This is a genomic window from Streptomyces sp. NPDC107522, assembly GCF_055657525.1.
This window is the reverse complement of the sequence record NZ_JBVKAU010000001.1, coordinates 357,419-374,037: the sequence shown is the minus strand read 5'-3', so window position 1 is coordinate 374,037 and position 16,619 is coordinate 357,419. Positions and strand designations below refer to the sequence as shown.

The 16,619-nt window shown below is 70.0% G+C and carries 12 protein-coding genes and 1 pseudogene; 5 read left to right on the top strand and 8 right to left on the bottom strand.

The features are described 5' to 3' along the window. Nucleotides 1–8: 8 nt before the first annotated feature. Complete coding sequence (sucC, locus tag ACZ7L6_RS01640; protein ID WP_471919929.1) at nucleotides 9–1,139, bottom strand: ADP-forming succinate--CoA ligase subunit beta; 1,131 nt, start codon at nucleotides 1,137–1,139, stop codon at nucleotides 9–11. A gap of 167 nt (nucleotides 1,140–1,306) precedes the next feature. On the opposite strand from sucC, the gene ACZ7L6_RS01635 reads away from it, so the two are divergent. The 5 genes from ACZ7L6_RS01635 to ACZ7L6_RS01615 all read left to right on the top strand — a co-directional run bounded on the left by ACZ7L6_RS01635 (nucleotide 1,307) and on the right by ACZ7L6_RS01615 (nucleotide 9,321). After that, nucleotides 1,307–2,989 carry a thiamine pyrophosphate-binding protein gene (locus ACZ7L6_RS01635; RefSeq protein ID WP_471919928.1) on the top strand — a complete coding sequence of 561 codons (1,683 nt, stop codon included), beginning with the start codon at nucleotides 1,307–1,309 and terminating at the stop codon, nucleotides 2,987–2,989. Between the two features lie 9 nt (nucleotides 2,990–2,998). After that, nucleotides 2,999–4,273 (top strand): formyl-CoA transferase, encoded by a 1,275-nt coding sequence (gene frc / locus ACZ7L6_RS01630; protein WP_471919927.1) that lies wholly within the window; start codon nucleotides 2,999–3,001, stop codon nucleotides 4,271–4,273. Nucleotides 4,274–4,277: 4 nt separating this feature from the next. Continuing rightward, nucleotides 4,278–6,422, top strand: coding sequence for an acetate--CoA ligase family protein (locus tag ACZ7L6_RS01625; RefSeq protein ID WP_471920585.1), 2,145 nt, complete (start codon nucleotides 4,278–4,280; stop codon nucleotides 6,420–6,422). A 120-nt stretch (nucleotides 6,423–6,542) separates the two neighbouring features. After that, the gene (locus ACZ7L6_RS01620) at nucleotides 6,543–7,931 is read left to right on the top strand and encodes an OFA family MFS transporter (protein ID WP_471919926.1); all 1,389 of its coding nucleotides are present in this window, start codon (nucleotides 6,543–6,545) and stop codon (nucleotides 7,929–7,931) included. A gap of 1 nt (nucleotide 7,932) precedes the next feature. Beyond that, a complete protein-coding gene (locus ACZ7L6_RS01615; protein WP_471919925.1) occupies nucleotides 7,933–9,321 on the top strand; it encodes an OFA family MFS transporter in 1,389 nt (462 codons plus the stop codon). 64 nt (nucleotides 9,322–9,385) lie between these two features. On the opposite strand, the gene ACZ7L6_RS01610 is transcribed toward ACZ7L6_RS01615, so the two are convergent. The 7 genes and pseudogenes from ACZ7L6_RS01610 to ACZ7L6_RS01580 form a co-directional block, all read right to left on the bottom strand. Further along, nucleotides 9,386–10,438 carry a sugar phosphate isomerase/epimerase family protein gene (locus ACZ7L6_RS01610; protein WP_471919924.1) on the bottom strand — a complete coding sequence of 351 codons (1,053 nt, stop codon included), beginning with the start codon at nucleotides 10,436–10,438 and terminating at the stop codon, nucleotides 9,386–9,388. 115 nt (nucleotides 10,439–10,553) lie between these two features. Continuing rightward, nucleotides 10,554–11,933 carry a nucleotide pyrophosphatase/phosphodiesterase family protein gene (locus ACZ7L6_RS01605; protein ID WP_471920584.1) on the bottom strand — a complete coding sequence of 460 codons (1,380 nt, stop codon included), beginning with the start codon at nucleotides 11,931–11,933 and terminating at the stop codon, nucleotides 10,554–10,556. 74 nt (nucleotides 11,934–12,007) lie between these two features. Then, nucleotides 12,008–13,177 carry a metabolite traffic protein EboE gene (eboE, locus tag ACZ7L6_RS01600; RefSeq protein WP_471919923.1) on the bottom strand — a complete coding sequence of 390 codons (1,170 nt, stop codon included), beginning with the start codon at nucleotides 13,175–13,177 and terminating at the stop codon, nucleotides 12,008–12,010. 3 nt (nucleotides 13,178–13,180) lie between these two features. Continuing rightward, the gene (locus tag ACZ7L6_RS01595) at nucleotides 13,181–14,101 is read right to left on the bottom strand and encodes a TatD family hydrolase (protein WP_471919922.1); all 921 of its coding nucleotides are present in this window, start codon (nucleotides 14,099–14,101) and stop codon (nucleotides 13,181–13,183) included. Then, complete coding sequence (locus ACZ7L6_RS01590) at nucleotides 14,101–14,841, bottom strand: EboA domain-containing protein (protein WP_471919921.1); 741 nt, start codon at nucleotides 14,839–14,841, stop codon at nucleotides 14,101–14,103. The genes ACZ7L6_RS01595 and ACZ7L6_RS01590 overlap by 1 nt, the downstream gene beginning before the upstream one ends. After that, the gene (locus tag ACZ7L6_RS01585) at nucleotides 14,838–15,896 is read right to left on the bottom strand and encodes a sugar phosphate isomerase/epimerase family protein (RefSeq protein ID WP_471919920.1); all 1,059 of its coding nucleotides are present in this window, start codon (nucleotides 15,894–15,896) and stop codon (nucleotides 14,838–14,840) included. The genes ACZ7L6_RS01590 and ACZ7L6_RS01585 overlap by 4 nt, the downstream gene beginning before the upstream one ends. Further along, nucleotides 15,893–16,117 (bottom strand): annotated as a pseudogene (locus tag ACZ7L6_RS01580) (SCO3242 family prenyltransferase); the annotation flags it as partial. The gene ACZ7L6_RS01585 and the pseudogene ACZ7L6_RS01580, both read right to left, overlap by 4 nt. Between the last annotated feature and the right edge of the window lie 502 nt (nucleotides 16,118–16,619).

The following is a 16,619-nucleotide window of genomic DNA, read 5'->3' as shown; positions in this document are numbered from 1 at the left end:
GCGTCTCCTCAGGCGGTGGTGGCGAGTTCGGCGGCGCGGCGGGCGGCGCCGTCCATGGTGGTGGCCTGCTGGACCAGGGGGTGGGCGCAGCCGTCGAGGATGGCGCGGCCGCGCGCGGCGTTGTTGCCGTCGAGGCGCACGACGAGCGGCTTGGTCAACTGGACGGAGTCCAGGGCCTGCACGATGCCGTCGGCGACCGCGTCGCACGCGGTGATCCCGCCGAAGACGTTGACGAAGACCGACTTCACGGCGGGGTCGGAGAGGATGACGGACAGACCGTCGGCCATGATCTGGGCCGATGCGCCGCCGCCGATGTCGAGGAAGTTGGCGGGGCGGGCGCCGCAGCCCGCGACGACGTCGAGCGTCGACATGACGAGGCCGGCTCCGTTACCGATGATGCCGACCTCGCCGTCGAGCTTGACGTAGTTGAGGCCCTTGGCAGCGGCCGCCGCTTCCAGCGCGTCGTCGTGCTCGACGTCGTCGGCGCCCCACCGTGCCTGACGGAAGCGGGCGTTGTCGTCCAGGGTGACCTTGCCATCGAGGGCGAGGATCTGCCCCTGGCGGGTGCGGACGAGCGGGTTCACCTCGACGAGGAGGGCGTCCTCGCGGACCAGTACCTCCCACAGCCGTACGAGGACGTCGACGGTCTGCTGTGGCAGTCCGGCCGCCTCGGCGATCTCGCCCGCCTTCGCGGAGGTGACGCCCTCGGCGGGGTCGATGGGGACGCGCGCCACGGCCTCGGGGCGACTGGCGGCGACCTCCTCGATCTCCATGCCGCCTTCCGCGGATGCGATCGCGAGGAAGCGGCCGGCCGCGCGGTCGAGGACGTAGGACACGTAGAACTCGGTCTCGATGTCCACGGGTTGGGCCAACATCACCTTGCCGACCGTGTGGCCCTTGATGTCCATGCCGAGGATCTGGCGTGCGGTGAGCTCCGCGGCGGCCGGGTCCGCGGCGAGTTTCACCCCGCCCGCCTTGCCGCGGCCGCCGGTCTTCACCTGAGCCTTGACGACGACACGGCCGCCGAGCCGGCGTGCGATCTCGCGGGCTTCCTTGGGTGAGTCCGTCACCTCGGCCCGTGGCACCAAGATGCCGTGCTCCTCGAAGAGTTCCCTTGCCTGGTGTTCGTACAGGTCCATTCCGGCTCCTGTCTTAAAAGTGCCGCACGCCCCCTGGACACCACCCACCGGATGCGGGATAACAAGGTTCATACAGTATTCGTCGACTGTATGCAATGTACGAACCACAGCCGACGGCATACCGCTGAGTGCGTTCCCCACCCCCTACGAAGGGACAGGACCTCGCCATGCCCGACGACACCCAGGACGTGATTTCCGGTGGTCATCTCGTTGCCAAGGCGCTGAAGGCCGAGGGGGTCGACCGCATCTACACGTTGTGCGGCGGCCACATCATCGACATCTACGACGGCTGCGTCGACGAGGGCATCGAGGTCGTCGACGTCCGCCACGAACAGGTCGCCGCCCACGCCGCCGACGGTTACGCCCGCATCACCGGCAAGCCCGGCTGCGCGGTCGTCACCGCGGGACCCGGCACCACCGACGCCGTCACCGGGGTCGCCAACGCCTTCCGCGCGGAGTCCCCGATGCTGCTGATCGGCGGCCAAGGCGCCCTCACCCAGCACAAGATGGGGTCCCTTCAGGACCTCCCGCACGTCGACATGATGACGCCGATCACCAAGTTCGCGGCGGCCGTGCCGGACACGGCGCGCGCGGCGGACATGGTGTCGATGGCGTTCCGCGAGTGCTACCACGGCGCACCCGGGCCTTCCTTCCTGGAAATCCCGCGCGACGTCCTCGACGCCAAGGTGCCGGTGGCCAAGGCGCGCGTACCGAAGGCCGGCGCCTACCGTGCCTCCACCCGCTCGGCCGGCGACCCCGAGGCCATCGAGAAGCTCGCCGACCTGCTGGTGCACGCCGAGAAGCCGGCCATCCTGCTCGGCAGCCAGGTGTGGACGACACGCGGCACCGAGGCGGCCATCGAGCTCGTGCGCACCCTCAACATCCCCGCCTACATGAACGGGGCCGGCCGCGGCACGCTCCCGCCCGGCGACCCGCACCACTTCCAACTGTCGCGGCGCTACGCCTTCTCCAATGCCGACGTCATCGTCATCGTCGGCACGCCCTTCGACTTCCGCATGGGCTACGGCAAGCGGCTGTCGCCGGACGCGACCGTCGTGCAGATCGACCTCGACTACCGCACCGTCGGCAAGAACCGCGACATCGACCTCGGCATCGTGGGCGACGCCGGGCTGGTGCTCAAGTCGGTGACCGAGGCGGCCTCCGGACGCGTGAACGGGGGTGCGTCCAAGCGCAAGGAGTGGCTCGACGAGCTGCGCGCGGCCGAGCAGACCGCCCTGGAGAAGCGGCTGCCGAGCCTGAAGTCCGACGCCTCACCGATCCACCCGTACCGGCTGGTCAGCGAGATCAACGACTTCCTCACCGAGGACTCGATCTACATCGGCGACGGCGGCGACATCGTCACCTTCTCCGGGCAGGTCGTGCAGCCGAAGTCGCCCGGGCACTGGATGGACCCGGGTCCCCTCGGCACGCTCGGCGTCGGTGTCCCCTTCGTGCTCGCGGCCAAGCAGGCGCGGCCCGACAAGGAGGTCGTCGCGCTCTTCGGCGACGGCGCGTTCTCCCTGACCGGCTGGGACTTCGAGACTCTCGTCCGCTACGACCTCCCCTTCGTCGGCATCGTCGGCAACAACTCCTCCATGAACCAGATCCGCTACGGCCAGGCCCAGAAGTACGGCCTGGAGCGCGAGCGGGTCGGCAACACGCTCGGCGACGTCCACTACGACAAGTTCGCGCAGATGCTGGGCGGTTACGGCGAGGAGGTCCGCGACCCCGCCGACATCGGCCCCGCGCTCAGGCGCGCCCGCGAGTCCGGGAAGCCGTCGCTCATCAACGTCTGGGTCGACCCCGACGCATACGCCCCCGGAACCATGAACCAGACCATGTACAAGTGAGGTGACCTGGTGACCACCGAGACCATCTCGACCTCGCCGCCCGCCGACTCGCAGCCCCCCAAGGCTCTCGAAGGCATCCGCGTCCTGGACATGACCCACGTCCAGTCCGGGCCCTCCGCGACCCAGCTGCTCGCCTGGCTCGGTGCGGACGTCGTCAAGCTGGAGGCGCCGACCGGTGACATCACGCGCAAGCAGCTGCGCGACCTCCCGGACGTCGACTCCCTCTACTTCACGATGCTCAACTGCAACAAGCGGAGCATCACTCTGAACACCAAGACCGAGCGCGGCAAGGAGATCCTCACCGAGCTGATCCGGCGCTCCGACGTCATGGTCGAGAACTTCGGACCGGGCGCGGTCGACCGCATGGGCTTCACCTGGGACCGCATCCAGGAGATCAATCCGCGTATCGTCTATGCCTCCATCAAGGGGTTCGGCGAGGGCCCGTACACCGACTTCAAGGCGTACGAGGTCGTCGCGCAGGCCATGGGCGGGTCGATGTCGACCACCGGTTTCGAGGACGGGCCGCCGCTGGCGACGGGAGCCCAGATCGGGGACTCGGGGACGGGTGTGCACGCCGTGGCGGGGATACTCGCCGCTCTCTTCCAGCGGGAGCACACCGGGCGTGGGCAGCGGGTCAACGTGGCCATGCAGCACGCTGTACTCAACCTGTGCCGGGTGAAGCTGCGGGACCAGCAACGCCTGGCACACGGGCCGCTCGCTGAATATCCCAACGACGACTTCGGCACCGAAGTTCCCCGCTCGGGAAACGCGTCCGGCGGCGGTCAGCCCGGCTGGGCGGTCAAGTGCGCACCGGGCGGGCCGAACGACTACGTGTACGTCATCGTGCAGCCCGTCGGCTGGCAGCCGATCAGCCAGCTCATCGGCCGGCCTGAGCTGGCGGACGATCCCGAGTGGGCGACACCGGAGGCCCGGCTGCCCAAGCTCAACAAGATGTTCCAGCTGATCGAGGAATGGTCCTCGACCCTGCCCAAGTGGGAGGTGCTGGAGAAGCTCAACGCCCACAACATCCCGTGCGGACCGATCCTGTCCACCAAGGAGATCATCGAGGACTCCTCGCTGGTCGCCAACGAGATGGTCGTCACCGTGCCGCACCCCGAGCGGGGCGAGTTCGTGACCGTGGGCAGCCCGCTGAAGCTGTCCGACTCCCCCGTCGAGGTGACCAGTTCACCGCTGCTCGGCGAGCACAACGAAGAGGTCTACGTCGGCGAGCTCGGCCTCGGCGACGAGGAGCTGCGCCTGCTCAAGTCGAACGGAGTGATCTGACGTGATGGCCGAAGACCGGGTGCTGAGGGTGCGCACGCTCCTCGACTCCGTGCGGGCCGAGGGACGCACCGCGCTCACGGCACCCGAGGGCAAGGTGATCGCCGACGCGTACGGGATCGCCGTACCGGGCGAGGAGCTCGCGACCGACGTCGACGAGGCAGTGGCGTACGCGGCGCGCTTCGGCGGGCCGGTCGTGATGAAGATCGTCTCGCCCGACATCCTGCACAAGACCGATGCCGGCGGCGTGATCGTGGGTGTCGAGGGGGCGACGGACGTGCGGGCCGCGTTCCACAAGATCATCGACAACGTGCGCGCGTACGACGCGGACGCCCGCATCGAGGGCGTGCAGGTCCAGGAACTGCTCCCCCAGGGGCAGGAGGTCATCGTCGGCGCGGTCACCGACCCCACGTTCGGGAAGGTCGTCGCCTTCGGGCTCGGCGGAGTGCTCGTCGAGGTCCTCAAGGACGTCACCTTCCGGCTCGCGCCCGTGGACGCCGACGAGGCGCTGTCCATGCTGGACTCGATCCGGTCGGCGGAGATCCTGCGCGGCGTGCGGGGCCAGGCGGGCGTGGACCGGTGGGCGGTCGCCGAGCAGATCCGCCGGGTGTCCCAGCTGGTCGCGGACTTCCCGGAGATCGCCGAAGTGGACCTCAATCCGGTGATCGCGACGGCGGAGGGGGCTGTCGCGGCCGACATCCGGGTGATCCTCTCGACAGAGGCCCCCAGGGATCGTCGGAAGTACACGCGCGACGAGATCCTCACCTCCATGCGCCGCCTGATGCAGCCGTCGTCGGTCGCCGTGATCGGTGCCTCCAACGAGCAGGGCAAGATCGGCAATTCGGTGATGCGCAACCTCATCGACGGCGGTTTCGCCGGGGACATCCATCCGGTGAACCCCAAGGCCGATGACATTCTGGGCCGCAAGGCGTACAAGAGTGTCACGGACGTTCCCGGTGAGGTGGATGTGGCGGTCTTCGCTATACCCGCCAAGTTCGTGGCCTCGGCCCTGGAGGAGGTGGGACGCAAGAAGATCCCCAACGCCGTGCTGATCCCCTCCGGGTTCGCGGAGACCGGTGAGCACGAACTCCAGGAGGAGATCGTGGCCATCGCCGAGCGGCACGGCATCCGGCTGCTCGGCCCCAACATCTACGGCTACTACTCGACCTGGCAGGACCTGTGCGCCACGTTCTGCACGCCGTACGACGTCAAGGGCGGGGTGGCACTGACCTCGCAGTCCGGCGGCATCGGGATGGCCATCCTGGGCTTCGCGCGGACCACGAAGACGGGCGTGTCGGCGATCGTGGGCCTCGGCAACAAGTCGGACCTGGACGAGGACGATCTGCTGACCTGGTTCGGCGAGGACCCGCACACCGAGTGCATCGCCATGCACTTGGAGGACCTCAAGGACGGGCGCGCCTTCGTCGAGGCCGCGCGGGCGACCGTACCGAAGAAGCCGGTCGTGGTGCTGAAGGCGGGGCGCACCGCGGCGGGCGCCAAGGCCGCCGGCTCGCACACCGGAGCGCTCGCCGGCGACGACGCCGTGTACGACGACATCCTCAGGCAGGCCGGTGTCATCCGGGCGCCCGGACTGAACGAAATGCTGGAGTACGCGCGCGCGTTGCCGGTGCTCCCCACTCCCCGGGGCGACAACGTCGTGATCATCACCGGGGCCGGCGGCAGTGGCGTACTGCTCTCGGACGCGGTGACGGACAACGGTCTGTCCCTGATGGAGATCCCGCCGGACCTGGACGAGGCCTTCCGGAAGTTCATCCCGCCCTTCGGGGCGGCCGGCAACCCGGTGGACATCACAGGGGGCGAGCCGCCGTCGACGTACGAGGCGACGATCCGGCTCGGTCTTGAGGATCCGCGCATCCACGCACTGGTCCTGGGCTACTGGCACACCATCGTCACTCCCCCGATGGTCTTCGCGGAGCTCACCGCGCGCGTGGTGGCCGAATTCCGGGAGCGCGGCGTGGAGAAGCCCGTTGTGGCGTCGCTCGCCGGTGACGTGGAGGTCGAGGAGGCCTGCCAGTACCTCTACGAGCGGGGCGTCGTGGCGTATCCGTACACGACCGAGAAGCCGGTGGCCGTGCTGGGCGCCAAGTACCGGTGGGCGCGGGCGGCGGGGTTGTTGGGGGGCGGTTCATGAGGTGAGTGAGTGCGGGGCCGGCCGACGGTGCGCGTCGTCGGCCCCGGGACCCGCGCGCGCACGAAAGGCATTGGACAGGGGGCGCTGGCCAGAACTTTCGACGCAAGGGGTGCAACCAACGTGACAACCACCGACGTTCCAAGGGCCGCCGGCTATCGCGAGGTGACCGACAAGAACGGACGCGTCTACCGCATCGGCGAATCCGACATCGACATCATGGGGCGCAAGCGCAAGTGGATGGTGATCCTGCCCTGGATCGGCATGATGGGCATCTCCTCCGCCGAGTACGCCTTCGCGTCCGCCGAGGACACGTTGCACACGGCGCACCATTGGAACAGCATGCACATATTCTGGATGATGACCGTGTGGGTCTTCTTCCAGGCCGCGGTGGCCTTCCCCGCGGGCAAACTGCGTGAGAGCGGAAAGCTGCCGGCCCGCTGGGCGATGATGCTCGGCGCGACGGGCACGCTGCTCGGCTATCTGTCGCTGGCCTTCGCGCCGCACGTCGTCTTCGCCTACATCGGCTTCAGCATGTTCAGCGGCATGGGCGCGGGCATGGTGTACGCCACCTGCGTCAACATGGTGGGCAAGTGGTATCCGGAGCGCAAGGGCGGCAAGACCGGCTTCGTCAACGGCGGTTTCGCCTACGGCTCGGTGCCCTTCGTCTTCCTCTTCAACGGCTACATGGACCTGACCAACTTCCGCTGGGTGCTGGTCTCGGTGGGTGTGTTCCTGGCCGGAATCGTGGCGTTCTCCGGCTACTTCTTCAAGGACCCGCCGAAGAACTGGTGGCCCGCCGCGGTCGACCCGCTCAACCCGCCGAACGACCCGCGCGCGGCCCGCTCGCTGCGGATGAACCCGCCCGCGGTCCACCAGTACTCCCCCAAGGAGGCGTGGAAGACGGGCCGAGTGGCACTGATGTGGTTCTGTCTGGCGTGCACGTCCGGAGTGAACATCTTCGGTATCGCCTTCCAGGTGGACATCGGTGAGGAGGCCGGATTCGCCGGCGGGATCGTGGCAACGGCCATGTCCCTGAAGGCGGTCGTCAACGGCACCGGCCGCGGCGTCATCGGCTGGCTCTCCGACCTCTACGGGCGCAAGCGGTGCCTGCTGGTCGTCTGCCTCATCCTGGGCCTCGCCCAGTACGGCATCCTCTGGTCGGCCGAGAGCAAGAACCTCACGCTGTTCCTGGTCTTCTCCGCGATCTCCGGCTTCGGCGGCGGCGCCATCTTCCCGATGTTCGCGGCGCTCACCGCCGACTACTTCGGCGAGAACAACAACGCGTCCAACTACGGCATGGTCTACAGCGCCAAGCTCGTCTCCGGTCTGGGCGCCGGCATGGGTGCCGTGGTCGTCAGCGCCTGGGGACACTCCGGTGCCTTCATCCTGGCCGGCTCCATCTCACTCTTCGCCGGCTGCGTGGCACTGTTCCTCAGCCCGCCGGGACGCGACAAGGAAGGGCGCCGCATCGTTCCCAACCCCCGACCGCTCGGCGAGGACATGGCCTGACATGACGGCAGATCCGTACGCAGCAAACAGCTCGTCCGCACACTCCGACGTCGCACACCGTCCCTACCGCGAAGTGACCGACGCGCGAGGCCGCGTCTACCGCATCGGCGAGACCGACCGCGACATCCTCGGCCACTCCCGCAAGCTCATGGTGTATCTGCCGTGGATCGCCATGATGGCCATCAGCGTCTTCGAATACGCGTACGGCTCCGCGGAGGACACCCTGTCCCACGCGCACGGCTGGACGCAGAGCAACACCTTCTGGATCCTCAGCGTCTGGGTGTTCTTCCAGGCCGGCATCGCCTTCCCGGCGGGCTGGCTGCGCGAGAAGGGCATCCTGACGGCCCGCACGGCGATGTACGTCGGCTCCGGCATGTGCCTGCTGGGGTTCCTCGCCCTTTCGCACCTGAGCAACGTCTGGCTCGCGATCCTCGGGTTCGGCGTCATCGGGGGCGTGGGCGCCGGCCTGGTCTACGCGACCTGCATCAACATGGTCGGCAAATGGTTCCCCGAGCGGCGCGGTGCCCGGACGGGGTTCGTCAACGGCGGGTTCGCGTACGGATCGCTGCCGTTCATCTTCATCTTCAACTACGGGTTCGACACCGCGAACTACCACCGGGTGCTGGACCTGATCGGCTGCTACATCATGATCGTCGTCTTCGGATGCGCCTTCTTCTTCAAGGACCCTCCGAAGAACTGGTGGCCTGCGGACATCGATCCGCTGACGTACGCGGGCAGCCAGAAGACCGGGGCGAGTCTCGCCAAGAACCCGCCCGCGGTGAGGCAGTTCACGCCCCGCGAGGCCATCAGGACGGGCATGCTGCCGCTGATGTGGCTGTCCGTGGTGCTGACGGCCGGGGTGTCGATCTTCGGCATCTCCTTCCAGGTCGACTACGCCAAGGAGGTGGGCTTCGGCCCTCTGGTCGCGGCGTCGTCGATGGGTGTCATGGCGGTCATCAACGGCATCGGCCGCGGTGTCGTGGGCTGGCTGTCCGACCGGTGGGGGCGCAGGTCGACGCTGGTGTTCGTGATCGTCGTCCTGGGCCTCGCCCAGTTCGGCGTGATCTGGGCGGGTGACGTCAGGAGCGAATGGCTGTTCCTGTTCTTCGCCTTCCTCTCCGGCTTCGGCGGCGGAGCGTTCTACCCGCTGTTCGCGGCGCTCACCCCGGACTTCTTCGGGGAGAACTACAACGCCACCAACTACGGGCTGGTCTACAGCGGCAAGCTGATCAGCGGCCTGTTCGGCGGCGGCCTGGGCTCCATGGTGGTCGCGGCCTGGGGCTACGACGGCGCGTACGCGCTGGCCGGCGGCGTGTCGATGGTGGCGGCCGCGATCGCGTTGCTGCTGCGACAGCCGGGGCGGACGACAGTGCCGCATGCCGCGGGCTGACGCGCCGCCGACATGAGGAGGCCCTCCCCGCTTCGGGGAGGGCCTCCTCATGTCGTTACGGCCGTCAGCACTTCTCCCGCAGCGAGTGCAGGTGCTCGCTGGAGCGGCGCGCAAAGGTGAAGGACTCGGTCGGGTTGTCGTGCTCCGCCTGCCAGTGGTGGGCGAATCGCTGTCCGCGCAGCCTGGTCACGGCGGAGATGAACCGCTGGTAGTCGATGTCGCCGTCCCCGACGTCGACCATGCGGTAGCCGTAGGTGTTGGCCGGGTCGCTCACGCCGTCCTTGACGTGGAAGAGCGGATAGCGGTGCGGCTGCTTCAGTACGTAGTCCAGCGGTTCGAAGGGGGCGGGGGTGCCGTCGGGCCGCTTCGAGAAGCGGAACTGGCCCGAGTACGCCCAGAAGATGTCCATCTCCAGGTAGACGAGGTCGGGGTCGGTCTCGGCGAGCAGCACGTCGTAGAGACGGACCTTGGGATTGTCGGTGGCGAAGGAGAACTCCTCGGAGTGGTTGTGCTGGTAGAACTTCATGCCGCGCGCCTTCGCCGCCGCGCCATAGGTGTTGAACTCCTCGGCGGCCCGCTTCCAGGCGTCGACCGTGGAGCCGTAGCGGAACGGCCCGGAGGCGGTTCCTATGTGCTTCAGGCCGAGGGCCTCGGCGTCGTCCAGGACCTTGGTGAGGTTCTGGGCGAAGGTGTAGGCGTTGGGGTCGTTGGAGTAGTAGCCGACGTGGCTGCCGATCGGGTTCAGACCGTGGTTCCGGGCCAGCCGCTTGAGCTGGGCGAGGGTGATCGGGCCGGCCGAGCCCTGCGTGTATCCGGCGAACTCGACCTCGTCGTAGCCGTACTTCTCCAGCTCGGCGAAGACGGGGGCGAAGCCGAGGGTGGAGACCTTGTCGCGCAGGCTGTAGAGCTGGATGCCGAGTCGGCCGGGCGGCAGGACGGGACGGCCACGGCCGGCGGCGCCGGAGGCTGTGCCGGTGGCGGACGCGGGGGCGGCGGTCGCGGGGGCTGTGGCGGCGCCCAGCAGCGCGGCGGCCGTGGCGCCCGCGGCAACGCCGAGCATGCCTCGTCTGCTGAGGCGGTGGGTCAGTTCGGGGTCGGGCTGGGAAAAGCGGCTCATGCCTGGAACTCCTCGAGGTCGGAGGCCGTTGTCAGTGGTGAGTGCTTCACTTGTGACCAGTCGGAAAAGACGGGTCGGTGGGGCCGGCGAGCCGACGCTCGCCGGTCGTGGCCGGTCAGCTGAGACCGGCGAGTTGGAGCAGTAGTGACTTCACGTCGGTGGCCGCGACGCGGTCGCCGACAGCGCGGGGGGTGGAGCAGATGAGGAGCGGACCTTCGTCGTCGCTCGCGGGAATGCGGCCGTGGCTGCCGCGAATAGGTGACGGATCCAGGGGCACGACCGCCATGCGGTAACGCAGGCCGAGCTTCTTGCGGGCCAGGGCGGTGGCTGCCTTGACCTTGACGTAGGGGTCGAGGGGGTCCATGAAGAGTTCGACCGGGTCGTAGCCGGGTTTGCGGTGGATCTCGACCAGTCGCGCGAAGTCGGGCGCGCGGGCGTCGTCGAGCCAGTAGTAGTACGTGAACCAGGCGTCCGGCTCCGCGACGGCGACGAGCTCGCCCGAGCGCGGATGGTCGAGGTGATGGGCCTTCTTGCCCTCGTCGTCGAGGAGTTGCTCGATGCCGGGCAGCCCGTCGAGGGCGGCCCGGGTCGCGTCGAGGTCTTCCGGCCGACGCACATAGACATGGGCGATCTGATGGTCGGCGACGGCGAAGGCGCGTGAGGCCATCGGGTCGAGGTACTCCATGCCGTCCTGCGTGTGGACCTCGAGCAGGCCTGCCCGCCGCAGGGCGCGGTTGATGTCGACGGGCCGGTTCACGCGGGTGATGCCGTACTCGGAGAGCGCGACGACGGTACGGCCCTCGGCCCGGGCGTCGTCGAGCAGCGGGGCCATGGCCGTGTCCAGGTCGGCGGCCGCTTTCAGGGAGCGTGGGTCGTCGGGGCCGAAGCGTTGTAGGTCGTAGTCGAGGTGGGGGAGGTAGCAGAGGGTCAGGTCGGGGTGGTGGGTGGCCATGATGTGGCGGGTGGCGTCGATGATCCAGCGGCTGGAGACGAGGTCCGCGCCGGGGCCCCAGAAGTGGAAGAGGGGGAAGGTGCCGAGCTTTTCGGTGAGTTCGTCGTGCAGGGCGGGTGGCCGGGTGTAGCAGTCGGGTTCCTTGCGGCCGTCGGCGTAGTAGATGGGGCGGGGGGTGACGGTGATGTCGGTGTCGGCGCCCATGGCGTACCACCAGCAGATGTTGGCGACGGTGTAGCCGGGGTGGGCGCGGCGGGCGGCGTCCCAGAGTTTGTCGCCTTCGACCAGGCCGTTGTGCTGGCGCCACAGGAGTACGTCGCCGAGGTCGCGGAAGTACCAGCCGTTGCCCACGATGCCGTGCTCGGACGGCATCGTGCCGGTGAGGAAGGTCGACTGGGCTGCGCAGGTGACTGCGGGCAGGACGGTGCCCAGCGGTGCGTGGGAGCCGGACTCGGCGAGTGTCTTGAGGTGGGGCATGTGGTCGAGGAGACGAGGGGTGAGGCCGACGACGTCCAGGACGAGGACAGGGGTGGGACGGCGGATGCCGGCGGCGTCTGGGGCTTCGTCCGGTCGGGGTGCCGGGCGGGCGACCGAGGCTGCGGGGTCCGGTAGGTCGGTCATGGCAGCTCCTTCAGACCCAGGTCCGTCAACAGGTCGCGGACGAGGGTGAGTTCGGCGGCGATGCCGTCGGCGAGCTGGCTGCGGGCGCGGGGTCGCAGCTCGGCCGGCAGGGCCTGCCAGGTGTACGTCTCGACCTCGAGGTGGTGGGTGAGGGGGTGAGGGCCGCCGACGAGGCGGGTCAGTGCGGCCTTGAGGACAGGGAGTGTGGAGGTGAGGGGCGCGGCGGGCGCCGCATGGAGCGGGACATGGAAGTGGGCGCGCCACGGAGAGGCGTCGGGCAGGGCGTCGGCCTTGAGGGCCTCACCGAGGTCGTCGGTGCCGCGCAGGCCTGCGGAAGTGGCCGTGCGGGTCTGGTGCAGGAAGCGGGGTTCGTCGAAGGCGGCGAGGGCCTCGCGGACCTCGGGAAGGTGGGGGTGATCCGCGTGCAGGGCGGCTGAGAGCTGGGACTTGACGACGGGGACGCGGGCTGCGGTGAGCGCGTCCAGGGCGGTGTGCGGATCTTCGAAGGAGGTGGCGAGGTGACAGGTGTCGACACAGATGCCGATGCGGTCGTGGCCGATCGCGGCGAGCGGGACGATGGCGTCGGCGGTGGTCTCGACAGTGCAGCCGGGTTCGGGTTCGAGGCCGATGCGGATGTCGCGGCCGGTCAACTCCTGCAGGGCGTCGAGGCGTTCGGCGAGGGTGAGCAGGGCAGTGCGGGCGGTCTCGGCGCGGGCGTCGTCATAGGCGGTGCGCCAGGCGAGGGGCAGGGTGGAGATGCTGCCCTGGGTGACGTCGTCGGGGAGGAGGCCGGCGAGGACGCGGGCCAGGGCGGTGGTGTGGTCGAGGCGTTCGGGGTCGGCCCAGTCCGGCTTGTAGACGCGGTACTTGACGTGTTGTGAGCCGAAGCCTTCGTACGGGAAGCCGTTCAGGGTGACCACTTCGAGGCCGCGCCGGTCGAGTTCGGCACGCAGGGAGCGAAGTGCGGCGGGGTTGGTCGTCAGGGCACGGGCGGCGTCCTTGGCGAGCCACAGGCCGATGCCGAGGCGGTCGCGGCCGAGTCGTCGGCGGACGGGTTCGCAGTGGTCGCGGAGTTGGGCGAGGACGCCGTCCAGGGTCTCGGCCGGGTGGACGTTGGTGCAGTAGGCGAGGTGGACGGTGGAGCCGTCGGGGTGGCGGAAGCGCATGGCTCACGCCCCCGTAGCCGGGGCGGCGGTCGGGTCGTCCCCCTCGCTCGGGGTGCCGGCCGGTCCCTCGTCGTCCTTCGGGGCGCCGCGGAGGACGGAGTTGCCCTCGTGGGTCGCCTCCGGGGGCGTGACGTCGAGGGTGAGGCGGCCGCTGAGGCCGTAGAAGGCCACGGGGTTGCGCCACAGCACGCGGTCGACGTCGTCCTTGGTGAAGCCCTCGGCGAGCATCAGGTCGGCGACCTTGCGGGTCTTGAGGGGATCGCTCCTGCCCCAGTCGGCCGCGGAGTTCACCAGCACCTGCTCGGGCCCGTAGGCGCGGAGGATCGCGACCATCCGCTCCTCGTCCATCTTGGTGTCGGGGTACACGGAGAAGCCGAGCCAGCAGCCGCTGTCCTTGGCCTCCTTGACCGTCGTCTCGTTGAGGTGGTCGACCAGGACCCGATCCAGGGGCAGGGAGGACTCCCGGACGACGTCGAGGGTGCGACGCAGACCGACGAGCTTGTCGCGGTGCGGGGTGTGCACGAGCGCGGGCAGTTCGTGGTCGGCGGCCAGCTGCAGCTGGGCGGCCAGCGCGGTGTCCTCGGCCGGGGTCATCGAGTCGTAGCCGATCTCGCCGACGGCGACGACCTGGTCCTTCACCAGATACCGGGGCAGCTCGTCCAGGACGGGGACGCAGCGCGGGTCGTTGGCCTCCTTGGGGTTCAGGGCGAGCGTGCAGTGGTGGGCGATGCCGTACTGGGCGGCGCGGAAGGGCTCCCAGCCCAGGAGCGAGTCGAAGTAGTCGAGGAAGGAGGCGGGAGAGGTGCGGGGCTGGCCGAGCCAGAAGGACGGCTCGACGACGGCGCGGACGCCGGCGGCGTGCATGGCCTCGTAGTCGTCCGTGGTCCTGGATGTCATGTGGATGTGGGGGTCGAAGATGCGCATCAGGACTCCTTGCCGTCGGTGCCGCGGGTGCCGCACTCGGCGGCGGGCGCGGGTGGGGTGGCCGTGGGGTCGGTCAGGGTCAGGACGCGGTGCAGGTCTTCGGGCACGGGTCGGCCCGCGGCGGTGCGTTCGGCGGCGTAGTCGCCGAGCATGCGGGCGAGTTCGGCGTCTTGGTGGGCGCGGCGGTCCAGGTCGGCCACCGTGTCGACGGGAACACCGGTGAACAGGCACTTCAGGACGGCGTGCCGCCACTGGTGGGGGTCGAGGTGCCGGGCGGCGTAGGGGCCGACGGCGGCGGCGAGGAGCCGGGTGTCGTTGGTGCGCAGGGCGTCCTCGACGAGAGGGAGGGCCTCACGGCCGGGCACGAGGTGGGGCAGTGCGTGCAGGACGGCGCGGCGTTCCGCGGCGGTGCCCTGGAAGTAGACCCGGGTGAGGGCGTCCGCGTCGGCGCGGGCCGCGTGCAGGATGAGGACGCGGGCGGCGTCGGCGTGCTCGGGGCCGCAGCGGCGCCCTGCCTCGGCGATGCGCAACTCCCAGACCGAGATGGGCCCGTGGGTGCCGGGGTGGTCGGCGGCCTCGTCGAGAGCTCGGTGAAGCCAGGCGCGGGCGGCGCCGCCGAGGTGGGCGGTGAGGTGGCCGTGCAGCTCGGTGGGCGGGGTGTGGGCGAGGGTCGTGCCCCCGACGTCCGTCCACTCGGTGTCCGCGTCCGGGGTGGCCGGGTGGGTGCGGGGGTGTGTCATGAGGTGCTCCCTTCAGGGGTGGCGGAGGGATCGCCATGAGGTGGGACGAGGATGGGTGACCGGTCGGCCATGGCTGCGGCTTCGGCTTCGGCGCGGCGGAGGAACGGGAGGGAGAGTTCGGCGAAGTGAGGGCCCGCGTGGGAGTGACGGGGCAGTTCGACGACGGTCAGGCCCTGGTAGCCGGTGGCGGAGAGGGCGGCGAGCACGGGTGGGAAGTCGATCTCGCCGTCGCCGAAGGGAAGGTGTTCATGGATGCCGCGGCGCATGTCCTCGATCTGGACGTGGCGCAGCCAGGGAGCGGCGGCGCGTACGCAGTCGGCGGGAGAGAGGGGTTCGAGGCACTGGCAGTGGCCGATGTCGAGGGTCAGGCCGAGGTGGTGCGGGTCGCCGAGTGTGCGGCGGAGTCGGTGGAAGTCGGCGAGGGTGGCGAGGAGGTGGCCGGGTTCGGGTTCGACGGCGAGTGGGACACCGGCCGTGGTGGCGGCGTCCAGGACCGGAGTGAGGGCGTCGCCCAAGCGGTGCCAGGCCGTGTCCGGGTCCGTGCCCGGCGCTGTGACTCCGCTGAAGCAGTGGACGGCGTGGGCGCCGAGGTCGGCGGCGACTCGGACGGCGCGGATGAGCAGGTCGACGCGGCGGGCGCGGTCGTCCGGGTCGGGGTCCAGGAGGGAGGGGCCGTGCTTGCGGCGCGGGTCGAGCACATAGCGGGCGCCCGTCTCCACGGTGACGTCCAGACCGAGCGCGTCCAGCCGCTGTGCGAGGCGGCGGGTGCGTGCGGCGAGGTCCGGGGCGAGCGGGTCGAGGTGCATGTGGTCGAGCGTCAGACCGACGCCGTCGTAACCGAGGTCGGCGAGCAGGGCCAGGGCGTCGTCGAGTCGGAGGTCGCCGAGGCCGTTGGTGCCATAGCCGAGGCGGAGGGGGACGACGGCCGACGCTGGGGGGGCGACGGCCGGCGCTTGGGCGGTGGCGTGGTCGGCGCTGGTGCCGTGCGAGCCGCCGCCGGACACCGGCCCCGGAGCCTCGGTGGGCCTGCCCGGGACAGTCGTCGCGTGGCTCATGTGACGCTCACCTTCCGTCCGAACCGCCGACCGAGCGGGGCGAGACCCGCCACGAACAGGGCGGTGAGGCCGGCTCCGGACCGGGCGGTCAGCGCGGCCTGGAGGGGGACCGTGGCGCGAATGCCGCCGGCGACCGCGCGTTGGGTGAGGGGAGGTGACGGATTGAGGGCGGCGTGAAAGTAGGGGCGGGCAGCGGTCGCGGCGTAGGCGACCGCGAGGGCTGAGCGCACGGCGCCCGCTGTCGGGTCCACCCAGGCGGGCCTGGGCAACCGGCACTGAGCGGGCGCGGTCGCGGGAACGGAGGTCGGGCGCGCTGCTGGGAATTTCGGCACGTCACGGCTGCCGGCGGTCGCGGTGTAGGCGACCGCGAGGGCTGAGCGCACGCCGTCCGCCGTCGGGCCCACCCAGGCGGGCCTGGGCAACCGTCGCTGAGCGGGCGCGGTCGCGGGAACGGAGGTCGGGCACGCTGCTGGCATTCCCGGCACGTCCCCGCTGCCGGCGGTCGCGGTGCAGACGACCGCGAGGGCTGAGCGCACGCCATCCGCCGTCGAGCCCACCCAGGCGGGCCTGGGCAACCGGCACTGAGCGGGCGCGGTCGCGGGAACGGCGGTCGGGCACGCTGCCGGAATTCCCGGCACGTCCCGGCTGCCGGCGGTCGCGGTGCAGACGACCGCGAGGGCTGAGCGCACGCCATCCGCCATCGGGCCCACCCAGGCGGGCCTG

Coding starts and splice junctions, on each gene's coding strand:
- sucC (WP_471919929.1), bottom strand. CDS start 1,139: ATGGACCTGTACGAACACCAGGCAAGGGAACTCTTCGAGGAGCACGGC.
- ACZ7L6_RS01585 (WP_471919920.1), bottom strand. CDS start 15,896: ATGAGCCACGCGACGACTGTCCCGGGCAGGCCCACCGAGGCTCCGGGG.
- ACZ7L6_RS01595 (WP_471919922.1), bottom strand. CDS start 14,101: ATGCGCATCTTCGACCCCCACATCCACATGACATCCAGGACCACGGAC.
- ACZ7L6_RS01610 (WP_471919924.1), bottom strand. CDS start 10,438: ATGAGCCGCTTTTCCCAGCCCGACCCCGAACTGACCCACCGCCTCAGC.
- ACZ7L6_RS01625 (WP_471920585.1), top strand. CDS start 4,278: ATGGCCGAAGACCGGGTGCTGAGGGTGCGCACGCTCCTCGACTCCGTG.
- ACZ7L6_RS01590 (WP_471919921.1), bottom strand. CDS start 14,841: ATGACACACCCCCGCACCCACCCGGCCACCCCGGACGCGGACACCGAG.
- eboE (WP_471919923.1), bottom strand. CDS start 13,177: ATGCGCTTCCGCCACCCCGACGGCTCCACCGTCCACCTCGCCTACTGC.
- ACZ7L6_RS01615 (WP_471919925.1), top strand. CDS start 7,933: ATGACGGCAGATCCGTACGCAGCAAACAGCTCGTCCGCACACTCCGAC.
- ACZ7L6_RS01635 (WP_471919928.1), top strand. CDS start 1,307: ATGCCCGACGACACCCAGGACGTGATTTCCGGTGGTCATCTCGTTGCC.